At 57.0% G+C, this 17,807-nt stretch carries 18 protein-coding genes; 8 read left to right on the top strand and 10 right to left on the bottom strand.

All coding sequences use genetic code 11. The annotated features are described in order from the left end of the window. Positions 1-3: 3 nt before the first annotated feature. A complete protein-coding gene (locus ACIY1O_RS02415) occupies positions 4-1,179 on the bottom strand; it encodes an ABC transporter substrate-binding protein (RefSeq protein WP_397473480.1) in 1,176 nt (391 codons plus the stop codon). Positions 1,180-1,762: 583 nt separating this feature from the next. Between ACIY1O_RS02415 and ada the strand changes: the two genes are divergently transcribed. Further along, positions 1,763-2,854, top strand: coding sequence for a bifunctional DNA-binding transcriptional regulator/O6-methylguanine-DNA methyltransferase Ada (gene ada, locus ACIY1O_RS02410; RefSeq protein WP_397473479.1), 1,092 nt, complete (start codon positions 1,763-1,765; stop codon positions 2,852-2,854). A gap of 24 nt (positions 2,855-2,878) precedes the next feature. Here ada and ACIY1O_RS02405 read toward each other — a convergent pair whose 3' ends face one another. Continuing rightward, positions 2,879-3,076, bottom strand: a complete 198-nt coding sequence (locus ACIY1O_RS02405) for a hypothetical protein (RefSeq protein ID WP_397473478.1) — start codon at positions 3,074-3,076, stop codon at positions 2,879-2,881. Between the two features lie 111 nt (positions 3,077-3,187). Between ACIY1O_RS02405 and ACIY1O_RS02400 the strand changes: the two genes are divergently transcribed. Beyond that, the gene (locus ACIY1O_RS02400) at positions 3,188-4,258 is read left to right on the top strand and encodes a PA0069 family radical SAM protein (RefSeq protein WP_397473477.1); all 1,071 of its coding nucleotides are present in this window, start codon (positions 3,188-3,190) and stop codon (positions 4,256-4,258) included. Between the two features lie 285 nt (positions 4,259-4,543). Then, on the top strand, positions 4,544-5,359 hold the full coding sequence (locus tag ACIY1O_RS02395; protein ID WP_397473476.1) for a hypothetical protein: 816 nt from the start codon (positions 4,544-4,546) through the stop codon (positions 5,357-5,359). On the opposite strand, the gene ACIY1O_RS02390 is transcribed toward ACIY1O_RS02395, so the two are convergent. After that, positions 5,360-6,319 carry an AraC family transcriptional regulator gene (locus ACIY1O_RS02390; RefSeq protein WP_397473475.1) on the bottom strand — a complete coding sequence of 320 codons (960 nt, stop codon included), beginning with the start codon at positions 6,317-6,319 and terminating at the stop codon, positions 5,360-5,362. It abuts the gene before it with no gap. A gap of 202 nt (positions 6,320-6,521) precedes the next feature. Here ACIY1O_RS02390 and ACIY1O_RS02385 point away from each other — a divergent pair, with 202 nt between their 5' ends. Further along, complete coding sequence (locus tag ACIY1O_RS02385; RefSeq protein ID WP_397473474.1) at positions 6,522-7,976, top strand: aldehyde dehydrogenase family protein; 1,455 nt, start codon at positions 6,522-6,524, stop codon at positions 7,974-7,976. A gap of 238 nt (positions 7,977-8,214) precedes the next feature. Here ACIY1O_RS02385 and sugE read toward each other — a convergent pair whose 3' ends face one another. Both sugE and ACIY1O_RS02375 read right to left on the bottom strand, forming a co-directional pair. Further along, complete coding sequence (gene sugE, locus ACIY1O_RS02380) at positions 8,215-8,529, bottom strand: quaternary ammonium compound efflux SMR transporter SugE (protein ID WP_397473473.1); 315 nt, start codon at positions 8,527-8,529, stop codon at positions 8,215-8,217. A 130-nt stretch (positions 8,530-8,659) separates the two neighbouring features. Beyond that, positions 8,660-9,559, bottom strand: coding sequence for a LysR family transcriptional regulator (locus tag ACIY1O_RS02375; protein WP_397473472.1), 900 nt, complete (start codon positions 9,557-9,559; stop codon positions 8,660-8,662). Between the two features lie 106 nt (positions 9,560-9,665). Between ACIY1O_RS02375 and ACIY1O_RS02370 the strand changes: the two genes are divergently transcribed. Then, positions 9,666-10,370, top strand: coding sequence for a pirin family protein (locus ACIY1O_RS02370; RefSeq protein ID WP_397473471.1), 705 nt, complete (start codon positions 9,666-9,668; stop codon positions 10,368-10,370). On the opposite strand, the gene ACIY1O_RS02365 is transcribed toward ACIY1O_RS02370, so the two are convergent. After that, complete coding sequence (locus ACIY1O_RS02365; RefSeq protein ID WP_397473470.1) at positions 10,367-10,828, bottom strand: hemerythrin domain-containing protein; 462 nt, start codon at positions 10,826-10,828, stop codon at positions 10,367-10,369. The two genes, ACIY1O_RS02370 and ACIY1O_RS02365, sit on opposite strands and share 4 nt — an antisense overlap. Positions 10,829-10,987: 159 nt before the next feature. Here ACIY1O_RS02365 and serA point away from each other — a divergent pair, with 159 nt between their 5' ends. After that, complete coding sequence (serA, locus tag ACIY1O_RS02360; RefSeq protein WP_397473633.1) at positions 10,988-12,232, top strand: phosphoglycerate dehydrogenase; 1,245 nt, start codon at positions 10,988-10,990, stop codon at positions 12,230-12,232. A 24-nt stretch (positions 12,233-12,256) separates the two neighbouring features. On the opposite strand, the gene ACIY1O_RS02355 is transcribed toward serA, so the two are convergent. The 3 genes from ACIY1O_RS02355 to ACIY1O_RS02345 are packed head-to-tail and all read right to left on the bottom strand — an operon-like array spanning position 12,257 to position 14,308. Beyond that, the gene (locus tag ACIY1O_RS02355; protein WP_397473469.1) at positions 12,257-12,703 is read right to left on the bottom strand and encodes an RrF2 family transcriptional regulator; all 447 of its coding nucleotides are present in this window, start codon (positions 12,701-12,703) and stop codon (positions 12,257-12,259) included. Beyond that, positions 12,700-13,908, bottom strand: a complete 1,209-nt coding sequence (locus ACIY1O_RS02350; protein WP_397473468.1) for an NnrS family protein — start codon at positions 13,906-13,908, stop codon at positions 12,700-12,702. The genes ACIY1O_RS02355 and ACIY1O_RS02350 overlap by 4 nt, the downstream gene beginning before the upstream one ends. Then, on the bottom strand, positions 13,901-14,308 hold the full coding sequence (locus ACIY1O_RS02345) for a group III truncated hemoglobin (RefSeq protein WP_397473467.1): 408 nt from the start codon (positions 14,306-14,308) through the stop codon (positions 13,901-13,903). Before ACIY1O_RS02345 ends, ACIY1O_RS02350 begins: the two co-directional genes overlap by 8 nt. A gap of 319 nt (positions 14,309-14,627) precedes the next feature. Here ACIY1O_RS02345 and ACIY1O_RS02340 point away from each other — a divergent pair, with 319 nt between their 5' ends. Together ACIY1O_RS02340 and ACIY1O_RS02335 are read left to right on the top strand one after the other, a co-directional pair. Further along, entirely contained in the window at positions 14,628-15,665 is a 1,038-nt protein-coding gene (locus ACIY1O_RS02340) for a glycosyltransferase family 2 protein (protein ID WP_397473466.1), read from the top strand. A gap of 136 nt (positions 15,666-15,801) precedes the next feature. Beyond that, positions 15,802-17,349, top strand: coding sequence for an ArnT family glycosyltransferase (locus ACIY1O_RS02335; RefSeq protein ID WP_397473465.1), 1,548 nt, complete (start codon positions 15,802-15,804; stop codon positions 17,347-17,349). A gap of 60 nt (positions 17,350-17,409) precedes the next feature. On the opposite strand, the gene ACIY1O_RS02330 is transcribed toward ACIY1O_RS02335, so the two are convergent. Beyond that, entirely contained in the window at positions 17,410-17,799 is a 390-nt protein-coding gene (locus ACIY1O_RS02330; RefSeq protein ID WP_397473464.1) for a GtrA family protein, read from the bottom strand. Positions 17,800-17,807: the final 8 nt, after the last annotated feature.

Below are 17,807 nucleotides of genomic sequence, written 5' to 3'. Positions count from 1 at the left end.
TCTTTAGGCCATAGGGCATTGCTTGGCGAATGGGTCGTCGCGATCTTTGAAGGGAGTCGTGAGGATGGAGCGAACTACTCGACCCTTGTCGTCTTTCACAACCTTGAGTACGTGATAGTCCTGAATCGGGAAATGATTGTTATTGAATCGGAAGGCGCCTCGCACTGACGGGAAGTCGGCTTCCTTTAGCGCCTTTCGGACGGCATCTTTATCTTCAAGATTACCGTTGACTTTGGTGATTGCCGAGTCAATCAGTTGTGCAGCGTCATAGCTGTAGGCTGCGAACATGGTCGGAATACGCCCGTATTTCTCTTCGAACGCTTTGACGAAGGCTTTATTTTGAGGGTTGTCTGAATCGGGTGCCCATGGGGCCGCGGTTATAAAGCCCAGAGCTGATTCCTGCAAAGCAGGCAAGTTGGTGCCATCTAAAGCACCTTGTGCCAGTAACGGGGCCTCTTTGCCCAGCCCCGATTGATGATATTGACGTACGAAGTTGATCCCTAAGCCGCCGGGGTAAAAAACGAACACGGCATCTGGCTTGGAAGAAGCGACTTGCAGAAGCTCGGCGGAAAAATCCTGTTGAGCCATGGGTGTGTATAGCTCGTCGGCAATCGTTCCTTTGAAATGACGTTTAAAGATATCAAGGAAGTTTTTACCCGTGACATAGTTAGGCCCTAGCATGCTGACACGCTTGTAACCTTGTTGATCCGCGTACTCGCCTAGGACTCCTACGACGGGCTCGGGCTGAAACGAAGTAATGAAAACGTACGGGGAGCATGCTTCGCCGGCCATGGCGTTGACCGAACCGTTGGAGCCGATCGCGAAGACCTTGTTGTCGTTTGCGACCTTTGCCACGGCTGCCGCGGTTGGCGCAAAAGTCATTCCAGTCAGGAAGCTCACCTTATTATTTTCGATGAGCTTTTGGGCTGCTTGCACTGCGACGTCGGGCTTTAGCTGACTATCTTCGCGGACGACCTCGGCTGGTATGCCTCCTATCTTTCCGTCCTTCTGCTCGAGATAGAGCATGAATGCGTCGTATTGGTCCTGGCCTAGAGGCGCTTGCGGTCCAGATAGCTCACCCACGAACCCGATCCGGATGGGATCTTGGGCTTGCACGGCGAAACAAGAACTGGCGAGTGCGAGCAATACAGCCGCCCGGGTTACAGAGGATGTCTTCATGGTTTGTCTCCGTGTTTTTTATTGGCGTTAGTAGGTAATTTAAGTGCGTGGCACCGCAACAATTACGGTTTTTTAGTGACGTAATTTTAGTTAGGAACCTAGTTTACTTTAAGGTGGATTACCTTGCAAGAGACATTCTTCCGCCAGGCCAAGTTGTCAATTTTTAGCCTGAATTCTTAGTTATCCATTGAATTAATTAATTTTATTTCCATTGAAGCTTAGCGGAAAAGGCACCAGCCAGAGTGCTCACTGGCTTTCTGAATAGAGTTTCAGCGAAATAATAGTTCGGAGCCGATCAATATTTCTAGGGTAGAGATTGGCGATGTGGGATGATCCGGAACAGAAGTCCATAAAGTCGCCGCCCTGTAACGCCAATGCCGTGGGGGTAGCGCATATTGTGCACCTCCAGATGCGTGGCTTTCAGCTTTTGAATGATCTCCAAGGCTGCAGCCGAGAGGGCGGGCGCTGTGGAAGCCTGGCGCCTGATAAGGGAAGGAATAAAATTCAATGGCAAAAAACGGAGTGTCTGCAATTGAAATCAGGCCTAAGCTCTAATCCAAGCCAGAGTTTCGAAATGAAAGCCATGACCATTAATACTACTTATCTATCGCGATACGACACCGACGATGCACGCTGGAATGCGGTGCGCGAGCGCGACGCCGACGCGGATGAGCACTTCATTTACGCCGTGCGTACCACGGGAGTGTATTGCCGACCCAGTTCGTCGGCGCGCCTTCCGAAGCGCGAGAATGTCGAATTCTTTGATTCGGTCGAGGCTGCCGAGGCTGCCGGCTATCGTCCCAGCCGCCGTGCACAAGATGATCGTGCGGCTATCTCCGCCGATCGTGCTGCGCGGGTCGAACAAGCATGCCGCTTGATTGAATCTTCAGAAATCCCGCCTTCGCTTGATGACCTGGCTCGGCAGGTGGGCCTTAGCCCTTATCACTTTCATCGTATCTTCAAAGCCGAGACGGGCCTGACGCCCAAGGCCTACGCCGCCGCCAAGCGTGCTCGCAAGCTGGAGACAGAATTGAATTCCACCGGGGGTACAGTGACTGATGCCATCTATGAGGCGGGCTTTAACTCAAGCAGCCGCTTCTATGAAACTTCCGGGCAATTGCTGGGCATGCGCGCAAAGGAATATCGAGCGGGGGGCAAGGGAATAGTAATCAGGTTCGCTGTGGCCCAATGCTCATTAGGTGCGATTTTGGTCGCGCAAAGCCAACGCGGGATCTGCTCGATCTTGCTGGGCGACGACCCCGACCTTCTGACGCGAGACTTGCAAGACCGCTTCCCCAACGCAGAGCTGATCGGCGCAGACGCAGAGTTTGAGCAATTGGTTGCGCAGGTGATCGGGTTCGTCGAGGCGCCGGGTGTTGGATTGAACCTGCCTTTGGACGTGCAAGGCACAGCCTTTCAACAACGAGTCTGGCAAGCCCTGCGCGAGATTCCCCCTGGCGCCAGGCTTAGCTACACTGAACTGGCCGAGCGCATAGGCGCCCCTACAGCTGTGCGAGCCGTGGCGGGCGCTTGCGCCGCAAACCACATTGCCGTGGCAATTCCGTGCCACCGTGTCGTGCGGCGCGATGGCGGGTTGTCAGGATATCGCTGGGGCGTCGATCGCAAGCGCGAGCTGCTGCGGCGCGAGGCGCAGGCGCTGGACAAGCAAGGCTGAAGGCGCAAGCAAGGCTGTAATGGCTTAATTCAACGCCTCGTTGGCGGCTTCTTCTGGTGTCAGTCCGTTATAGAACTGGTCTGTAAACCACTCGGCCTGTTCCTCGATGTGGTCTTGCGCCTCTCGCAGCGAGGCGCCCGCCGCGACCAGAAACCCTTCGACTTCAATACACCATTCGATCAGCGCCACTTCGTCTGGATCGGGTTTGTGTTTTTTGCCCATATTGCTTCCTTGTTCGTGGCCATACACAACAGCCGGGTTGGCGACGTGCATCGCGATAGTGCTATTATCACCCGTTGTATACTGTTTATTTATACAGCATTAGGGGCCGCCATGCAGCCGATTCCAATCAAGGGCAGGGGCAGCAGTTCGAACAGAACACCTCGCTTCGAACAGTACGAGCGCACGCCGATAGACGATGAATGGCCAGGCATGGCTCAAGAGGCGCCCGTCAAGCTGGCCACGACGGTGTCGCTTGAGGCCGCCAAGTCCATCATTTCACGCAATGAGTCGCCCGATATTCCGTTTGACCAGTCCATCAATCCGTATCGAGGTTGCGAGCATGGCTGCATTTATTGCTACGCGCGGCCTACCCATGCCTATCTGAACCATTCGCCGGGGCTGGATTTCGAGACGAAGCTTTATGCCAAAAGCAATGCGACCGACATATTGCGCAAAGAGTTTTCCAAGCCTTCATACGTGCCCAAGCTGATCGCCCTCGGTACCAACACTGATCCGTACCAGCCCATAGAGCGGCGGCTACGAATTACCGAGTCCATCCTGACGGTGATGGAAGAATTCAACCATCCGGTCGCCATTACGACGAAATCCGCTACTGTGGTGCGCGACATCGACCTGCTTGCACGCATGGCGCGCAAAAATCTGGTCAGGGTGTACTTGTCGATAGGCTCTTTGGATAGAACGCTGGCACGTACGTTAGAGCCGCGCGCCAGCACGCCGGATGCGCGGCTTGAGACATTACGCCGGTTGAGCCGGGCCGGCATCCCCACCGGCGTCATCGTTGCTCCGGTCATTCCTGCACTTACCGACCACGATCTAGAGAAGATTTTGTTCAGCGCCAAAGATGCAGGCGCCCAAGACGCTGCCTATGTGCTGTTGAGATTGCCCCGAGAGGTTGCCGACCTCTTCGAAGTATGGCTGGCCGGGCACTATCCATTTAAGCACGCCCATGTTATGAACCTGGTCCGGCAAATGCGCGACGGCAAGATATATGATTCCGATTTTCGTACGCGCATGAAGGGTGCCGGCGTGTTTGCTCAATTGTTGGAGCAACGCTTCAAAAGGGCCTGCGCCAAAGCCGGCCTGAATCAGACTCGGCACCCGCTTGATGCAACCCTTTTCTGCAGGCCGCCGGAAGATCAGCCTCAGTTGACGCTGTTTTAGTCGGCGCGGAGCCGGATACCCTTACTAGGAAGTAAGCGTTTTGAACGAGATGCCGCAAGCATGTATCAAAATGCACCTTCGTCGGTTATGATCGTTGCGTGCTTGCCGAGGATGGATTGCCGAAAGTTAAGTCTTGAGCGACAGGCGCAAAAAAAGAAAGCGCCTCGAAGGGCGCTTTCGGGTGCTGCATAAGGAAGCCGGGTGTCCGCTCTTCGAAACTAGTTTCTACTAGGCTGCCAACAGATCGCGGCTTTTCACTATCAATTATAAGATCGTGGAGAAGTAATGTCTAGTGACGCAGACTTTGCTGATTTAGTGCGGTTTTTATCGCTCGAGCGGTTGGCAACTTTTCAAGCCATCACCGGATCCATTGGGGAAGCAATTTCACTACATCAGCAGACATTGCGCCTGGGCTCACAACTGATGATGGTGACTGCCGTCATCGAGGTGGCACTGCGTAACGCCGTCTATGAGAAATTGGAAAGTTACTATGGTCAGCCTGACTGGCTCGTTACTCCTCCGGCCGGCTTGGCGTGGCGAAGCTCCGAGGTTAGCAAGATTCAGCTCGCAAAAAAGAGCGCCCGCCGGGACGTATACGCAAAAATGTCCCAGGCGCAGAAACGGCATTTAGACACGCTGGCTTTTCCTAGAGGTGTTCCTGTCGCCGTGGGGAAGGCAGCTGATCTTCGTCGAGTGGCTGCTAGGCAAGAGCAGATTTCTGTCACTATGGGCCAAATTGTTGCGCAATTGACCTTTTTCTTCTGGAAGCGGCTGTATTCCAAAGACTATGCGAACGTGCTTTGGACTCCGCTCAAAACAGTATTTCCAGATAGGAATCTGAAACGCCCTGACGTGGCGAGTCAGCTCGAACATCTGTATCAAAGCCGAAATCGTGTCGCTCATCACGAACCGATATTTGGTCGTCGGTTACAGGAAACACTCGGAGCGATCGAATTCTTTCTGAATTACTTTGATGGTAAAGACGCGAACGGAGTCGCACACATCAGCAAATTACTGGCTGAAGACTTCAAACATTTGAAGGCGTCAGCTTCCGAGCTCGAAAGCCGCATCGCGTCGTTTAAGGTGAGCGGTGGGGGTTAACTAGAGCCACGCGCCTGGATGCTTCAGGCAGGACTGGCGACGCTCGCCGGGAGTCATGTTGAAGCGTCGACGAAAGGCCTTGTTGAAATACGCCTGATCAGAGAACCCCACCGCATAGGCTATCTGCGCCAGGCGCGCATATGTGTTGTTGACGATGAGCCGTTCGGCAGCCTGCAGGCGGGATTCAAGCAGCGTGGCGGTGAACGTTGTGCCTTGCTCGTGGAATACGCTTTGCAGCGTGCGCGGAGCCAGTTTCAAGTGCTGGCTTAAATGATGAAGATCGAGCCCCGAGTTGCCCAGATTCGCTTCGATATAGGCACAGGCTTGGTGGTATAGGGCGGTTCGCATGCTGCTGTGGTCGGCCTGTGGAGCATCGGCGCCATCAATGCCCAGGGCGAGCAAGTCGAGCAGGCAGTTTGAGGCCACGGCGGCCTGCCGGTCCGTCAGCGCGTCGGCATTGTGCAACAGGCTGCCGATGTAGCTTTTCAGCAAGCGGGCGCCAGCGTCGCTGGGCAGGGGGCGTGCGGCGGCATCCTGCAGCCGGCCCGTGCGGGCGGCGACGCCCGAAAGCGGCAGGCGCAGACACGTCATGGCAACGCGGTCTTCGAAATCAAAGACAAATGGCGAGTTGCCCAGGTTGATGCTGATGTCGCCGGGCGCCGCCCATTGTTCGCGCCCGTGCTGCTGCAGGCGGCATTTGCCTTGCTGGTGCAGGTTGATGAAAAGCCAGTCGTGGCGACTGTCGTCGGTATTGCAGACCACGCGGTACGACTGGGCTTGCAGCCGGTTGATGGACAGGCTGCCCAGGCTTCGCGATTGCAATTGTGCCTGGAACGCTTGGGGAGAGTTTCGGGGCTCGGTGCGCACCTTCAGGAAGGCGGATGATATGGCCTCGTTCCAGAAGGATAACGCGCGATTGGATTTCAAGCCGCGAGTACTCCAGGTTTTGACTTGTTCCATGGTGTCCTCGGGGGAGCGCTTGCGCCAATGGACAAAACCGCGGCGCGCCAGTGCAATACAGGGCACAAATAGTGTGCGGATAATCGGGGTGACCGGCAGTATGGCCTGCGTTGCTTCATTCTATCCGTCGGCCGATGTCCGGGCAATACTGGGGGCAGCGCCACGCGTTGTCCACTTTCCCATAACGCCAAGGAGACAGCAGATGAGCACCGACGTCAAAACCTATTATCCCTACATCAATGGCCGCCCCTGGCAATCCGATGGGCAACCCGTTTACGAGGTAAAAAACCCTTTCACGGGTGAATTGATCGGGCGGACGCACCTGGCCACCGCTGCGGACATCGAAGCGGCGCTTGCCAGCGCCGAAGAGGCCCGGAAGCCTTGGGGCAAGACCCTGGCCAGTGAACGTGAAGCCATCTTGCTGAAGGCGGCCGACATCGTCGAACGACGCCGGATGGAAATCGCCCAGGTGCTGATCGAAGAGGGCGGCAACGTATTCGGCAAGGCGATGTTCGAATGCGACTATATGATCAGCGCTTTCCGCATCGCCGCCGGCCAGGCGCGTGACGTGCGCGGCGAGACCATGCCGGCGGATGCGCCCAACCGGCTTTCCATGACAATACGTCAACCGTTGGGTGTCGTCGTGGGCATTGGCCCCTTCAATGCGCCATTGTTGCTGAACGGCAAGAAGCTGGCTCCTGCGCTGGCCGCCGGCAACAGTTTCATTCTCAAGCCTTCTCCGTATACGCCCATTGCGGCGTTGTTGTTTGCGGAAATCCTTGAAGAGGCCGGCTTGCCGCCCGGTGTGCTAAGCGTGATCCCCACCACAGACGAAGCGGTGGGCGAAACCTTGTTCTCGGACCCCCGTGTCAAGCTGATCACCTTTACCGGATCGGCGCGGGTCGGAAGGATATTGTCCGAGCTGGCAGGGCGTTACCAGAAGCGCATCGTGCTGGAACTCGGCGGCAAGAGCCCCATGGTGGTATTGGCGGATGCCGACCTGGATTATGCGGTGCGCTCAGCGGCTTTCGGTATCTTCTTCAACCAGGGTCAGGTTTGCATGGCCAACTCACGCATCATTGTCGAAGCGCCCATCTACGACGCATTCTGCGAAGCTTTCGTGAAAAAGGTGCGTGATGTGCCTTTTGGTGATCCCTCTCAGCCGAACTCGGCGGTTGGGCCGTTGATTGACTGGCGGCAGGCCGCGTTCATTCGGGGCCATATCGACGATGCGGTGTCCAAAGGGGCCGAGCTGCTCGCAGGCGGCGGAGTCGACGGTAATGTAATGCAGCCATCGGTTCTGGTGGGTGTCAAACCGGGTATGGAGGTCTATAACGAAGAAAGCTTCGGGCCTTTGGCCGCCGTTTACAAGGCGCGCGATTTCGAGCATGCGGTGGAACTGGCCAATGACACTTCCTACGGTTTGTCGTCGGGCATCGTAACCAACGACTTGCAGAAGGCCTTTGACTTCGCCCTGCGCGTGGAAGCGGGCTCGGTGCATATCAACGACAATGCTTTTGACGACGACCCCAATGCGCCGTTCGGGGGGTTCAAGGACAGTGGCTATGGCAAAGAGAACGGCCGTTACTCGGTGGCCGACATGACAGAGCTGAAGTGGGTGACAGTGCAACTCGGAGAGCGACAGCTGCCTTTCTAGCGTATTTAGGGGTCTTTGGGGGTTTACGCTGTTCAGGGGTCGATAAGCGAAACTCCCAAGCCTTGGAGCTCTTTGGTGTTGCGATTGATCAGCGTCAAATCATGCTCCGGCGCTGACGAACTTCTTAAAAGCCCACGGCCAGGCCTTGTATGTTGGGTGGAATCTCATGCACTCGGCGCCGGCGAAGGGCTGAGAAGTGGAAACCGCATTGGCGGCACACAGTACCGGACGCCGGGAGTCATGAAGCTATTTTCATCAGGACCAGGCCGCCTATGATCAGGGCGGCAGCAATGACGCGTAGCGCGTGTGCCGGTTCACCCAGTACAAGGATTCCGACCACAAACGCACCCACTGCGCCGATGCCCGTCCAGATGGTGTACGCCGTTCCAAGAGGAAGACTGCGCATTGAAAAAGACAGCAATGCGAAGCTGATGACCATGGCCACGAGTGTGATGATCGACGGCCAAAGCCGGGTGAAACCATGCGACTGCTTCATGTAGAAAGCCCAAACGACTTCCAGTACGCCCGCAAATAATAATGAGATCCAAGCCATGCGGCTCTCCGTTGATGTTAGTGGAGCCGGGCCGTCCCGAATGCAATACAAAGGCGGGGGCGTCCCCGCTGGATGATGATAACCGAGGTTGAGATTAAGCGAAAAGCGGCTTGCATGGAACGGCGTGTTTTCATTTTTCGTCCAATACCTGCTTGAACAATTCTACGAAGGCGCGGGTGCGCTCAGGCAGCAGGCGCCGTCCGGGCATGACGCACCAGGCGGTTACGGCGGGTAGAGACCATTCCGGAAGCACAGGTACAAGCGTGCCATTTTCTACGTGGCTTCGCGCGAACCTTTCAGACAACCCCACGATGCCCATTCCTTCTATCGCAAGCGCCTGTTGAAGGCCCATGGCATTGGAAGAAATTATGGTTTTCGGGATGCCTTCCCAGCGCTCACTGTCGCGTGACAATTGCCAGGGCTGGGCCTCGCCGCTACTGAGGATGACGATCAGGCCGGCGTGCTGGAGCAAGTCGGCCGGTTCACGCGGCATCCCTCCTTTTGCCAGATAGGCGGGGCTTGCATACAGGGCGTTGCGCAGCCTGGCTGCTTGCGTGGCAATAAGAGTATTGTCGTCGGGCAGGCGTCCCGCCATGCGCACGGCCACGTCGAAGCGCTCGGCGATCAGGTCGACGCGCCGTGCCGACAGATCCAGCTCAAGCCGTACCTGCGGGTAGTCTTGATGAAATCGCCGAACAAGGGTCACCACCGAAAGCTCATGAAACTCGGGGGGCAGGGACACTCGCAGCGTACCTTGCGGAACCACCTGCCGGTGCAGCGCCAGCGATTGTGCGGCGTCCGTTTCTTCAACCAGGCGTCGGGCGTGCTCGAGGATGCGCTCGCCGAAATCGGTGATTGTCAGTTTTCGCGTGGTGCGCATCAGTAGCCGTTCACCCAACTGGTTCTCTAACTGCGTGATGCGGCGAGACAGCGTGGACTTTGGCAGCCCGATGCGGTCAGCCGCACGAGAGAAACTGCCCGCATCGATTACGTGGGCAAAAAGAATCAGGTCATTGGCGGTCAGCGACATGGTAGCTCTCTGTTCCATATTTGGAAATATTTTAACCGATTGAGCACCTATTTTTACACTTTATATACTAATAAAATGAAGTATCTAAATTGAAAGGAGTGTTCCCATGCTGAATATCAGAAGAAGCAATGAACGGGGCGCCGCCGAACATGGCTGGCTCAGCTCTCGTCACACATTCTCGTTTGCCGACTATCATGATCCCCGCCACATGGGTGTTGGGCCTCTGCGCGTCATTAACGAAGACCGTGTTCAGCCGGGCAAGGGTTTCGGCACACACGGCCATCGCGACATGGAGATTATTTCTTATGTGTTGGATGGAGAGCTCGAGCACAAGGACAGCATGGGCACGGGGTCGGTCATCCGCTATGGCGATGTACAACGCATGAGCGCGGGCAGCGGCGTCAGGCACAGCGAATTCAATCCCTCCGATTCCAACCCTGTGCATTTTCTGCAGATATGGGTCATGCCGGACAAACAGGGCATAGAACCCAGTTATGAGCAGAAATATTTTGACCCTGAGTCAAAGCGAGGGCAGCTGCGCCTGATTGCATCACCCGACGGGCGGGAAGGCTCGGTGCGCCTACAGCAAGATGCCACGGTGCATGCCGCCATCCTTGAAAGCGGCGATCCGGCTTTAACCCACGATCTGGCTGCCGGACGCATCGGTTACGTGCACGTGGCAAAAGGCGAAGTGTCGGTAAATGGCGAGAAGCTTTCAGCCGGCGACGCCGCGCATATTGCCGGCGAGGCGCAAATGCAACTGGCCGACGCCGAAGGCGCCGAAGTGCTGCTGTTTGATCTGCCGGTTTAGTCGGTTCGGGCTTCGTCGTGGTTGGCTACGCCGCGGCGCACGACGATTGGAACAGCGCCCAATTGTTTTTTTGCAACCCATTGGGCCAGTGAGGCGTCAAGGTAATCGGTATGGCCCGGAAACCAGCGAGCCAGCTCGATCGTCAGGCGGCGGGCCTCTTCGGCGGGGCCGCCGCCTTCGAGATAGGCGGCCACCTCGCGCATCGACGCTAAAACAGCGGCATGCTCATTCGTGTGGCATTCGGTGGCCGGGAAAGCCGTTTTCTGCATCCAGTCTTCTTCTTGGGCGAAGTGGTGCTCGCTGTGGACGATCAGGGCTTTTAGATGGCCCAGCAGGGCGTCGTCTTCGGCTTGCAGCATGGCGCCCACGATGTCGACGAATTCGCGGTGAGTGTCATCCATGGGCTGGAAGCCGACCAAAAAGGCATCCGTCCAGTTCAGTTCATCAGTGGTGATCATGGCGATATCAAGTAGACAACTAAACAGCGGCTAGACGTGTAGCGGCTGGCGTTTTGGCATGCCCGCCAGGTTGCGGGCGCAATGCGCATTAAGCGAAGCTTTATCATAACAAGCTTTACCCCTTGTCGTCGAAGGGCTGTGGGCGACGAAACCGGCGTGATGCGTCACAATATGCATTTGGCCGTTAGCTCTGGAAGGCATATGACTCGTATCGTTTTGTTTGAGAATATCCATGCAAGCGCCCGTGAGGTTTTCGAAGCATCCGGCTTCGACGACATCACGGTGCACAAATCGGCCTTGCCGCCGGAAATGCTGCGCGACGAGCTGCGTGATGCGCAACTGGTCGGCATCCGTTCTCGAACCCATCTCGATAGCGCCTTGCTGGCCGACCTGCCCGATCTGCGCGCCATCGGCTGCTTTTGCATAGGCACAAACCAGGTTGATCTTGAAGCCGCGATGATGCGGGGCATGCCGGTGTTCAATGCGCCGTTTTCAAACACGCGCTCGGTTGCCGAGATGGTGCTGGGCCAGGCTATTTTGCTGCTGCGCCGTATTCCTGAAAAAAACGATCGTGTACACCACGGGTTCTGGGACAAAACCGCCGAAGGCGCTTTCGAAGCGCGCGGCAAGACCCTGGGCATCATTGGTTACGGCAATATTGGGTCGCAAGTGGGCACATTGGCCGAGGCCGTTGGCATGCGGGTGCTGTTCCATGACATCGAAGCCAAATTGCCGCTGGGCAATGCACGCGCCTGCACCACGCTCAAACAACTGTTGGATCAGTCCGATGTCGTTACGCTGCACGTGCCGGGCGGTCGCGGTACCCGCGATATCATCAACGCCGAGGCGCTGGCGGCCATGCGCAAGGGAGCCATATTAATCAACGCCTCGCGCGGCACGGTGGTCGACATCGACGCCCTGCGCGAGGCGCTGCAGGCCGGTCATCTTTCCGGAGCCGCCATCGACGTTTTCCCCACCGAACCCAAAAGTGTCGACGAGCCGCTCGACAGCCCGCTGATCGGCATGCGCAACGTCATCCTGACGCCGCATATTGGTGGCAGCACGCAAGAATCCCAAGAGAATATCGGCAAAGAGGTTGCCGAAAAGCTGGTGCGCTTCATCCAAAGCGGAACCACCAAGGGGGCGGTGAATTTCCCCGAAGTGCCCTACATCGAGCCGGCGGGCGCAGCGCGTATTTTGCATGTGCATCGCAACCTGCCCGGGGCCATGGGTACGCTTAGCAGCCTGATGGCCGAGCATGGCCTGAACATTGCCAGTCAGCAATTGCAGACGCTGGGTCAGATCGGCTATGTGGTAACAGATGTTGAAGGCAAGGTCGACGATGCCGTCATGGCCGACCTGCGCGCGCATCCCATTACCGTACGCTGCGATCTGGTTCCGTAATTCGGGTTTTTATTTTTCGGGTTTTTATTTCGTCCAATTGACTACCTGCTCAAGCGGCGCCTCATCGACAGGCGCCGTGTGCAGGATGTCGGCCAAGGTGTATTCATCAAAGTGGGCCAAAAAGGCCTGAAGGGCGCCGTGCACGATTCCGCTCAGGCCGCACGAGCCCGCGAGAGTGCACTTGTTGTTCGGGCCAAGGCATTCCACCAAGGCCAGATCGGTTTCTGTGTCGCGCAAGACGGCGCCCAGCACGATGTCTTCCGGCGCCTTGGCCAGGCGCATGCCGCCGTTTTTTCCCCTTACTGTCTTGAGCCAGCCGTTCTGGCTGAGGCGGTGCGTGACCTTCATGAGGTGGGGTTCTGAAATGCCGTAGGCACGGGCCACTTCCGAGATCGTGCAAAGGCGATCGGGATGCCGGCCTACGTACATCAGCAGGCGCATGGCGTAGTCGCTGTGTTGGGTGAGTCTCATGGTCGGGGCCTGATCAGCATGGGTACGAATCGCCAAAGGTAAAGTACAAATGCCAGTGACCACGCGACGGCGGAAGCGTGCAGTAAGGCTTGCATTGCGTCGGTGGGCGCTAATGCGATAAGCCTTAGTACTACAGCAAAAATAATCAACCAATAGCTGGCTACCATGCTGCGGTCCAGTTGCAAGGGGCGGCCCAGATGCCCCAATGCCGTGCGGGTGACCATGCCTATGATTAACACCGAGAAGCCGGCCATGCCGATAATGTGCACGTGAACCGCCGAGCGTGCCAGTACTCCGGTACCGATGCCGCCCAGATGCGCGGCGGCGAAGAGCAGGCCGATGCCCAAGGCGGCATAGCCAAGGTAGAGAATCCAGAGTATGGGTTTGTGCAGCACGGCCTGGGGCTTCCAGAGGACGATCTGATACAGGCTGATCAGCCCTGTGATGGCCAGCGCTATCGCCATGGCGGGCGTTAGGCCTGCGAGGCCCAGCGCGATGGCCAGCACACTAAGCACCAATTGAGCTTGCCCGCTACGCGTCAGCATGGGTATGGTCAGACCGGGAATGGCGCGCATGGCAAAGAAGGGTACGACACGCCGCGCTACCAGCAGAACGATGACCGCCATGCAGATCAGGCCCAGTTCAAAGTGCTGCATCAGCACCAGGTAATTGCCTGAAAGTGAACTGCGCAGATATAAACAATTGGCGATGCCCAAACCCAGCACCAGGAAAGGTATGCCGTAGTTGCGGACGCTTTTGCCCTTAAGCATCACTTTAAGCAAGACAACGGCGCTTAAAAGGAAGAACGCTGTTTCGGCAACAGCTGCAATATAGAAGGCCGTGTTGCCGCCCGCCAGGTAGCCAATTCGCGCCACCAGCCAAAGAACGCAGGCGATTGCCAAAGGGACCCCTTTTAACGGATTGACGCCTGTCCAGGTGGCACTGGCGGTCAGAAGAAACCCGACCGCGATGGTGGCAACGAAGCCCCAAAGCATCTCGTGCGCATGCCAGGCGGCGCCTGTCAGGGGACCGGACAGCCATTGCGGCGTGAATATCCAGATGGCAACCGAAAGCAAGGCCCAGGCGCAGCCCGCAATATACAGAGGACGAAAACCCAGTTCGAGAAATGCTTCGAGCTGGGGGCCTTTTTTCACGGGCTCGCCCGGCTCGTGCAAGGAAACCGGAATGGCTTGTGCTTTAGCCATGAAACACCTCGGTAACGGGCTGGTTGGGCTGGTTGTGCATTTGATACCCGAACCACAAACTGCGCGCAATGCGGTGCGCGAACTCTTCGGCGCGCTGTGCGAACGGGCGGTTGGACAGGGTTTGCGTCGTGTCATGAAACAAGGCCAGCCAACGCTGGAAAAGCTCGGCGTTAAGATCGGGAAGGACCACATGCTTGGGCATGGGGGCGCCACTATACGTACCCGTGCCGCGCATCAATGAAGACCAGAAGCTCACCATTTTTTTCAGGTGATGATCCCAGTCGTTGATGTGCGCGTCGAAGATGGGGCCGAGTATGGCGTCACCACGTACGCGGTCATAGAAGCTGTAGACAAGGGTGGAAACTTCTTCTTCGGTGCAGAGTTCGTCTCGAGTGGCCATTCGGGCCTCCGGTAAGGCAGTGGGCGAGTGCGGTAGACGGCGCGGTGATGAATGAGTCGCATAGTCTAGCCATGATCTTAAACATATATATTAAATGTATCTTAATTAAAAGCTGCCGAAGCGTCAATGTTGTTGGGCGGGCAACGTTAAAGCGATTTACGTTACACTTCGTGGTGTGCCGGCTACATACTAACCCTAGGTAGGCGTGATTTTCATTGCATACCCCTAGCTGGTGATTTACATTTCAACATATGTTGTTGAATTCACTATTTAACCTGTTGCTTCCAGTGTAGTTACAAGTAGCGGCCCGCCGGTATACATGCCCCACAAAATCCTTGAACAGCCTTCAACCATAAGTTGTGTTGTGCCTTGCCTGAACGAGGCGGCCAACCTGGGCGTTCTGGTTCCCAGCTTGGTGTCGGCCTTGTCTTCCCTGGCTCCGGCTTTTGAAATCATCGTCATCGACGACGGCAGCACCGACAATACTCCCGAGCTTCTCGATACCTTGTCACGCCAGCATCCTCAGGTGGTGTACGTACAATTGTCGCGCAATTTCGGCAAGGAGGCCGCCCTTAGCGCGGGCCTTGAGGCCGCACGCGGTCAGGTTGTGGTCACGCTAGACGCCGATCTTCAGCATCCCCCTGCACTTATTGCGCCCATGCTCGAGCGCTGGCGGCAGGGCATCGACATGGTCTACGCTGTGCGCACCACGCGCGAAGACGAATCCGTGTTCAAGCGGCTGGGTACGAAGTGCTTCTACCGGCTTATGCGCACTTCGGGCGGGCTTACCGTACCGGAAAACGCCGGCGATTTCCGGCTAATGGACCGCAAGGTGGTTGATGCCTTGCTGCTGTTGCCCGAGCGCAACCGATTCATGAAGGGCCTGTTCGCATGGGTCGGCTTCAAGACCGAGCCTTTTGCCTATACGCCTCCGCAGCGCTTATATGGCGCCACCAGCTTTAAGCCGTTCAAGCTATTCCATTTCGCGCTAGACGGCCTTACCGCGTTTACAACCTGGCCCCTTCGCTTGCTTAGCATGGCGGGCATTGTGTTGTCGCTGCTTTCGTTTGCCTATGGGCTGTTCATCATCGTCAAATATTTCATGTTCGGCGATCCGGTCCAAGGCTGGGCCTCTCTCATTACGGTGGTGTTGTTTTTCGCCGGCATTAACCTCATTTCCATCGGCGTGCTGGGCGAATACATCGCCCGCATATTTGGCGAGGTCAAGAACCGGCCGCTCTATCTGGTGCGCAATCAAAAAGGCCAGGGCCTGGGGCAGCGCATGTCGCTCACCCATCCCGAACTCTTCACCGGCGAGCGGCGGCCGCAGCCCGTCAATCGGGTAATCAATCAATGATCAAGCCGGGCCGTTTCTGTTGCTATCGCGCGACGGCAACGCCGTCCCGCTTCGCCGCGCCCACCCAGGCTGCAGCCCTCTAGTTTCCCCGCTCAACCCTTTTTATATTCCGCCAATGAACTTGACGAGTACGCTGATGCGCGCCCGCCCCACATGGCTTATCGCCCTTATGGCGTTTGCCTGGTTCGCTGCCAGCACCTGGTCTTGGCCCCTGCTGCTTCCTGATGAAGGCCGATACGTGGGCGTCGCCTGGGGCATGCTCAGCCATGGCGAGTGGGGCGTACCGCTATTGAACGGCTTGCCGTTTTTTCATAAGCCACCGCTTTTCTACTGGCTTACCGCAGCGTCTCTATGGACCTTCGGCCCGAACGAGTGGGCGGCGCGGATGGCTTCGGTGCTGGGCGCGACGCTGATGGTCGCGTCTGTTTATTGGTTTCTGAAAGCGCACGCCACCCGTTTGCAGGCCACGATCGCGGCGCTGGTGTTGGCGGTGCAGCCCTTCGTCTTTGGTGCTTCACATTACGCCAACCTCGACATGCTGGTGGCGGGCATCATTACCGCCACCATTGTGCTGGCGGCATCGGCGGCATTGCGTCTCGAGGTAAAAAAGCCTTATCGCCGCGTCTTGGCGCTGGCTTACGTTGCCTTAGCGCTGGGCTTCTTGGCCAAAGGACTAATTGGCATAGTTCTGCCCGCAGGCGTTATTGGCCTATGGCTGCTCGGTCGGCGCCGTTTCGGGGTGTTGCTCGGGCTGATGTGGCTTCCGGGCTTGGCGCTTCTGCTGGCGGTCTCGCTGCCGTGGATGGCGGCGATGCAAGCGCGTTACGAAGGCTTCTTCGATTACTACATTCTTTATCAGCACTTTCATCGTTATCTGGAAGGCGGGTTCAACAACGCGCGTCCCTTCTGGTTCTACTTGCCGGTGCTGATCCTGTTGACCTTGCCGTGGTCCACTCAGTTGTGGCGACTGTTTGAAAAAGGATATTGGGGCAGGGATGAGGGCAGCGCCTTGCGTGGCCTGATGGTCGTCTGGTTTTTGGTCGTTTTCGTGTTTTTTTCGATTCCCAATTCGAAGCTCGCCGGATATGTCCTGCCCTGCTCGCCGCCGGTTGCGTACTTCATTGCCGATATTTTTGGCCGGCGCCTTCAAAACGCCGATCAAAAGGCGGGGCGGCTGCTTGGGGTCTGTACGATGATCTCGGCCGCCATCTGCTTGGCGGCAGTGATGGCCCTGTCGCTGGCTAACCGTCCGTCGGCCAAGACGCTTGCCGCGCGGCTTGACGGCTTGATACAGGCTGAAGATCAAATTGTGATGCTGGACCGCATGCACTATGACCTCAATTTCTATCTTCGTTCGGCGCGTCCGGCCTGGGTAGTGGCCGACTGGAGGGCGGAAGATATACACAGCACGGATAACTGGCGCAAAGAATTGTTCGACGCCGCCCCCTTTGCCCCCGTGCTGGCAAGCCAACTGTTGGTCACGCACGATGACCTGCTGGCGCGCGTCTGCACCCACGCTGCCGGAAACCACTGGCTGGTGGGCCGTGCATCGGCGCTCGGGAGGCTGCCCGAATTCCGGTTGAATGAACCAGAAGTCTCAACGGGCGTCTTCCATGCCTGGCGAATCGGCCCGGATGTACGCGATGCGGTTTGCGTAGCCATACCCCAGGTTGCCTTGGAGTGACCGCGGCACATAACTTGGGCGTCATGAGCGCAACCAAGAGCTCGTTGTGCCGTCGGCGGTTCAGCTCTTAAGGCGGAATGCCCAGAATCGCCCTAGAATGAAAGTTAATGCCGCCAAACCGATTAAGATCATGGCAAGCAGCACGTCGTATCTGATGGCCGTAACATGAAGCAAATACGCGTAAGCCAGTTCGTTGATGCAGAATCCCAGTGCGGACACCGCGAAGAATCGCCGTGCTGCGCGGACCCAGGGGCCGCGTTGATGCCTGAAGGTAAAGTGGTAGTGACCCAGAAACGATACAAAAAAGGCGACCAGCCAGCCGGCAAGGTTCGCCAGCAACGGATCAAGCGCCAGTTCTCGCACGCACAGCACAGCCACCAGCCAGTGTGTAAAGGCCGCGGCGCAGCCGGTGGCGATGAACCAGCTTATCTGCTTGAACAGCTTCAGCATAAGCACTG

This window comes from Pusillimonas sp., assembly GCF_044464525.1.
In the GTDB taxonomy this organism is placed as follows: domain Bacteria; phylum Pseudomonadota; class Gammaproteobacteria; order Burkholderiales; family Burkholderiaceae_B; genus Pusillimonas.
This window is presented reverse-complemented; position numbering and strand designations above follow the sequence as displayed.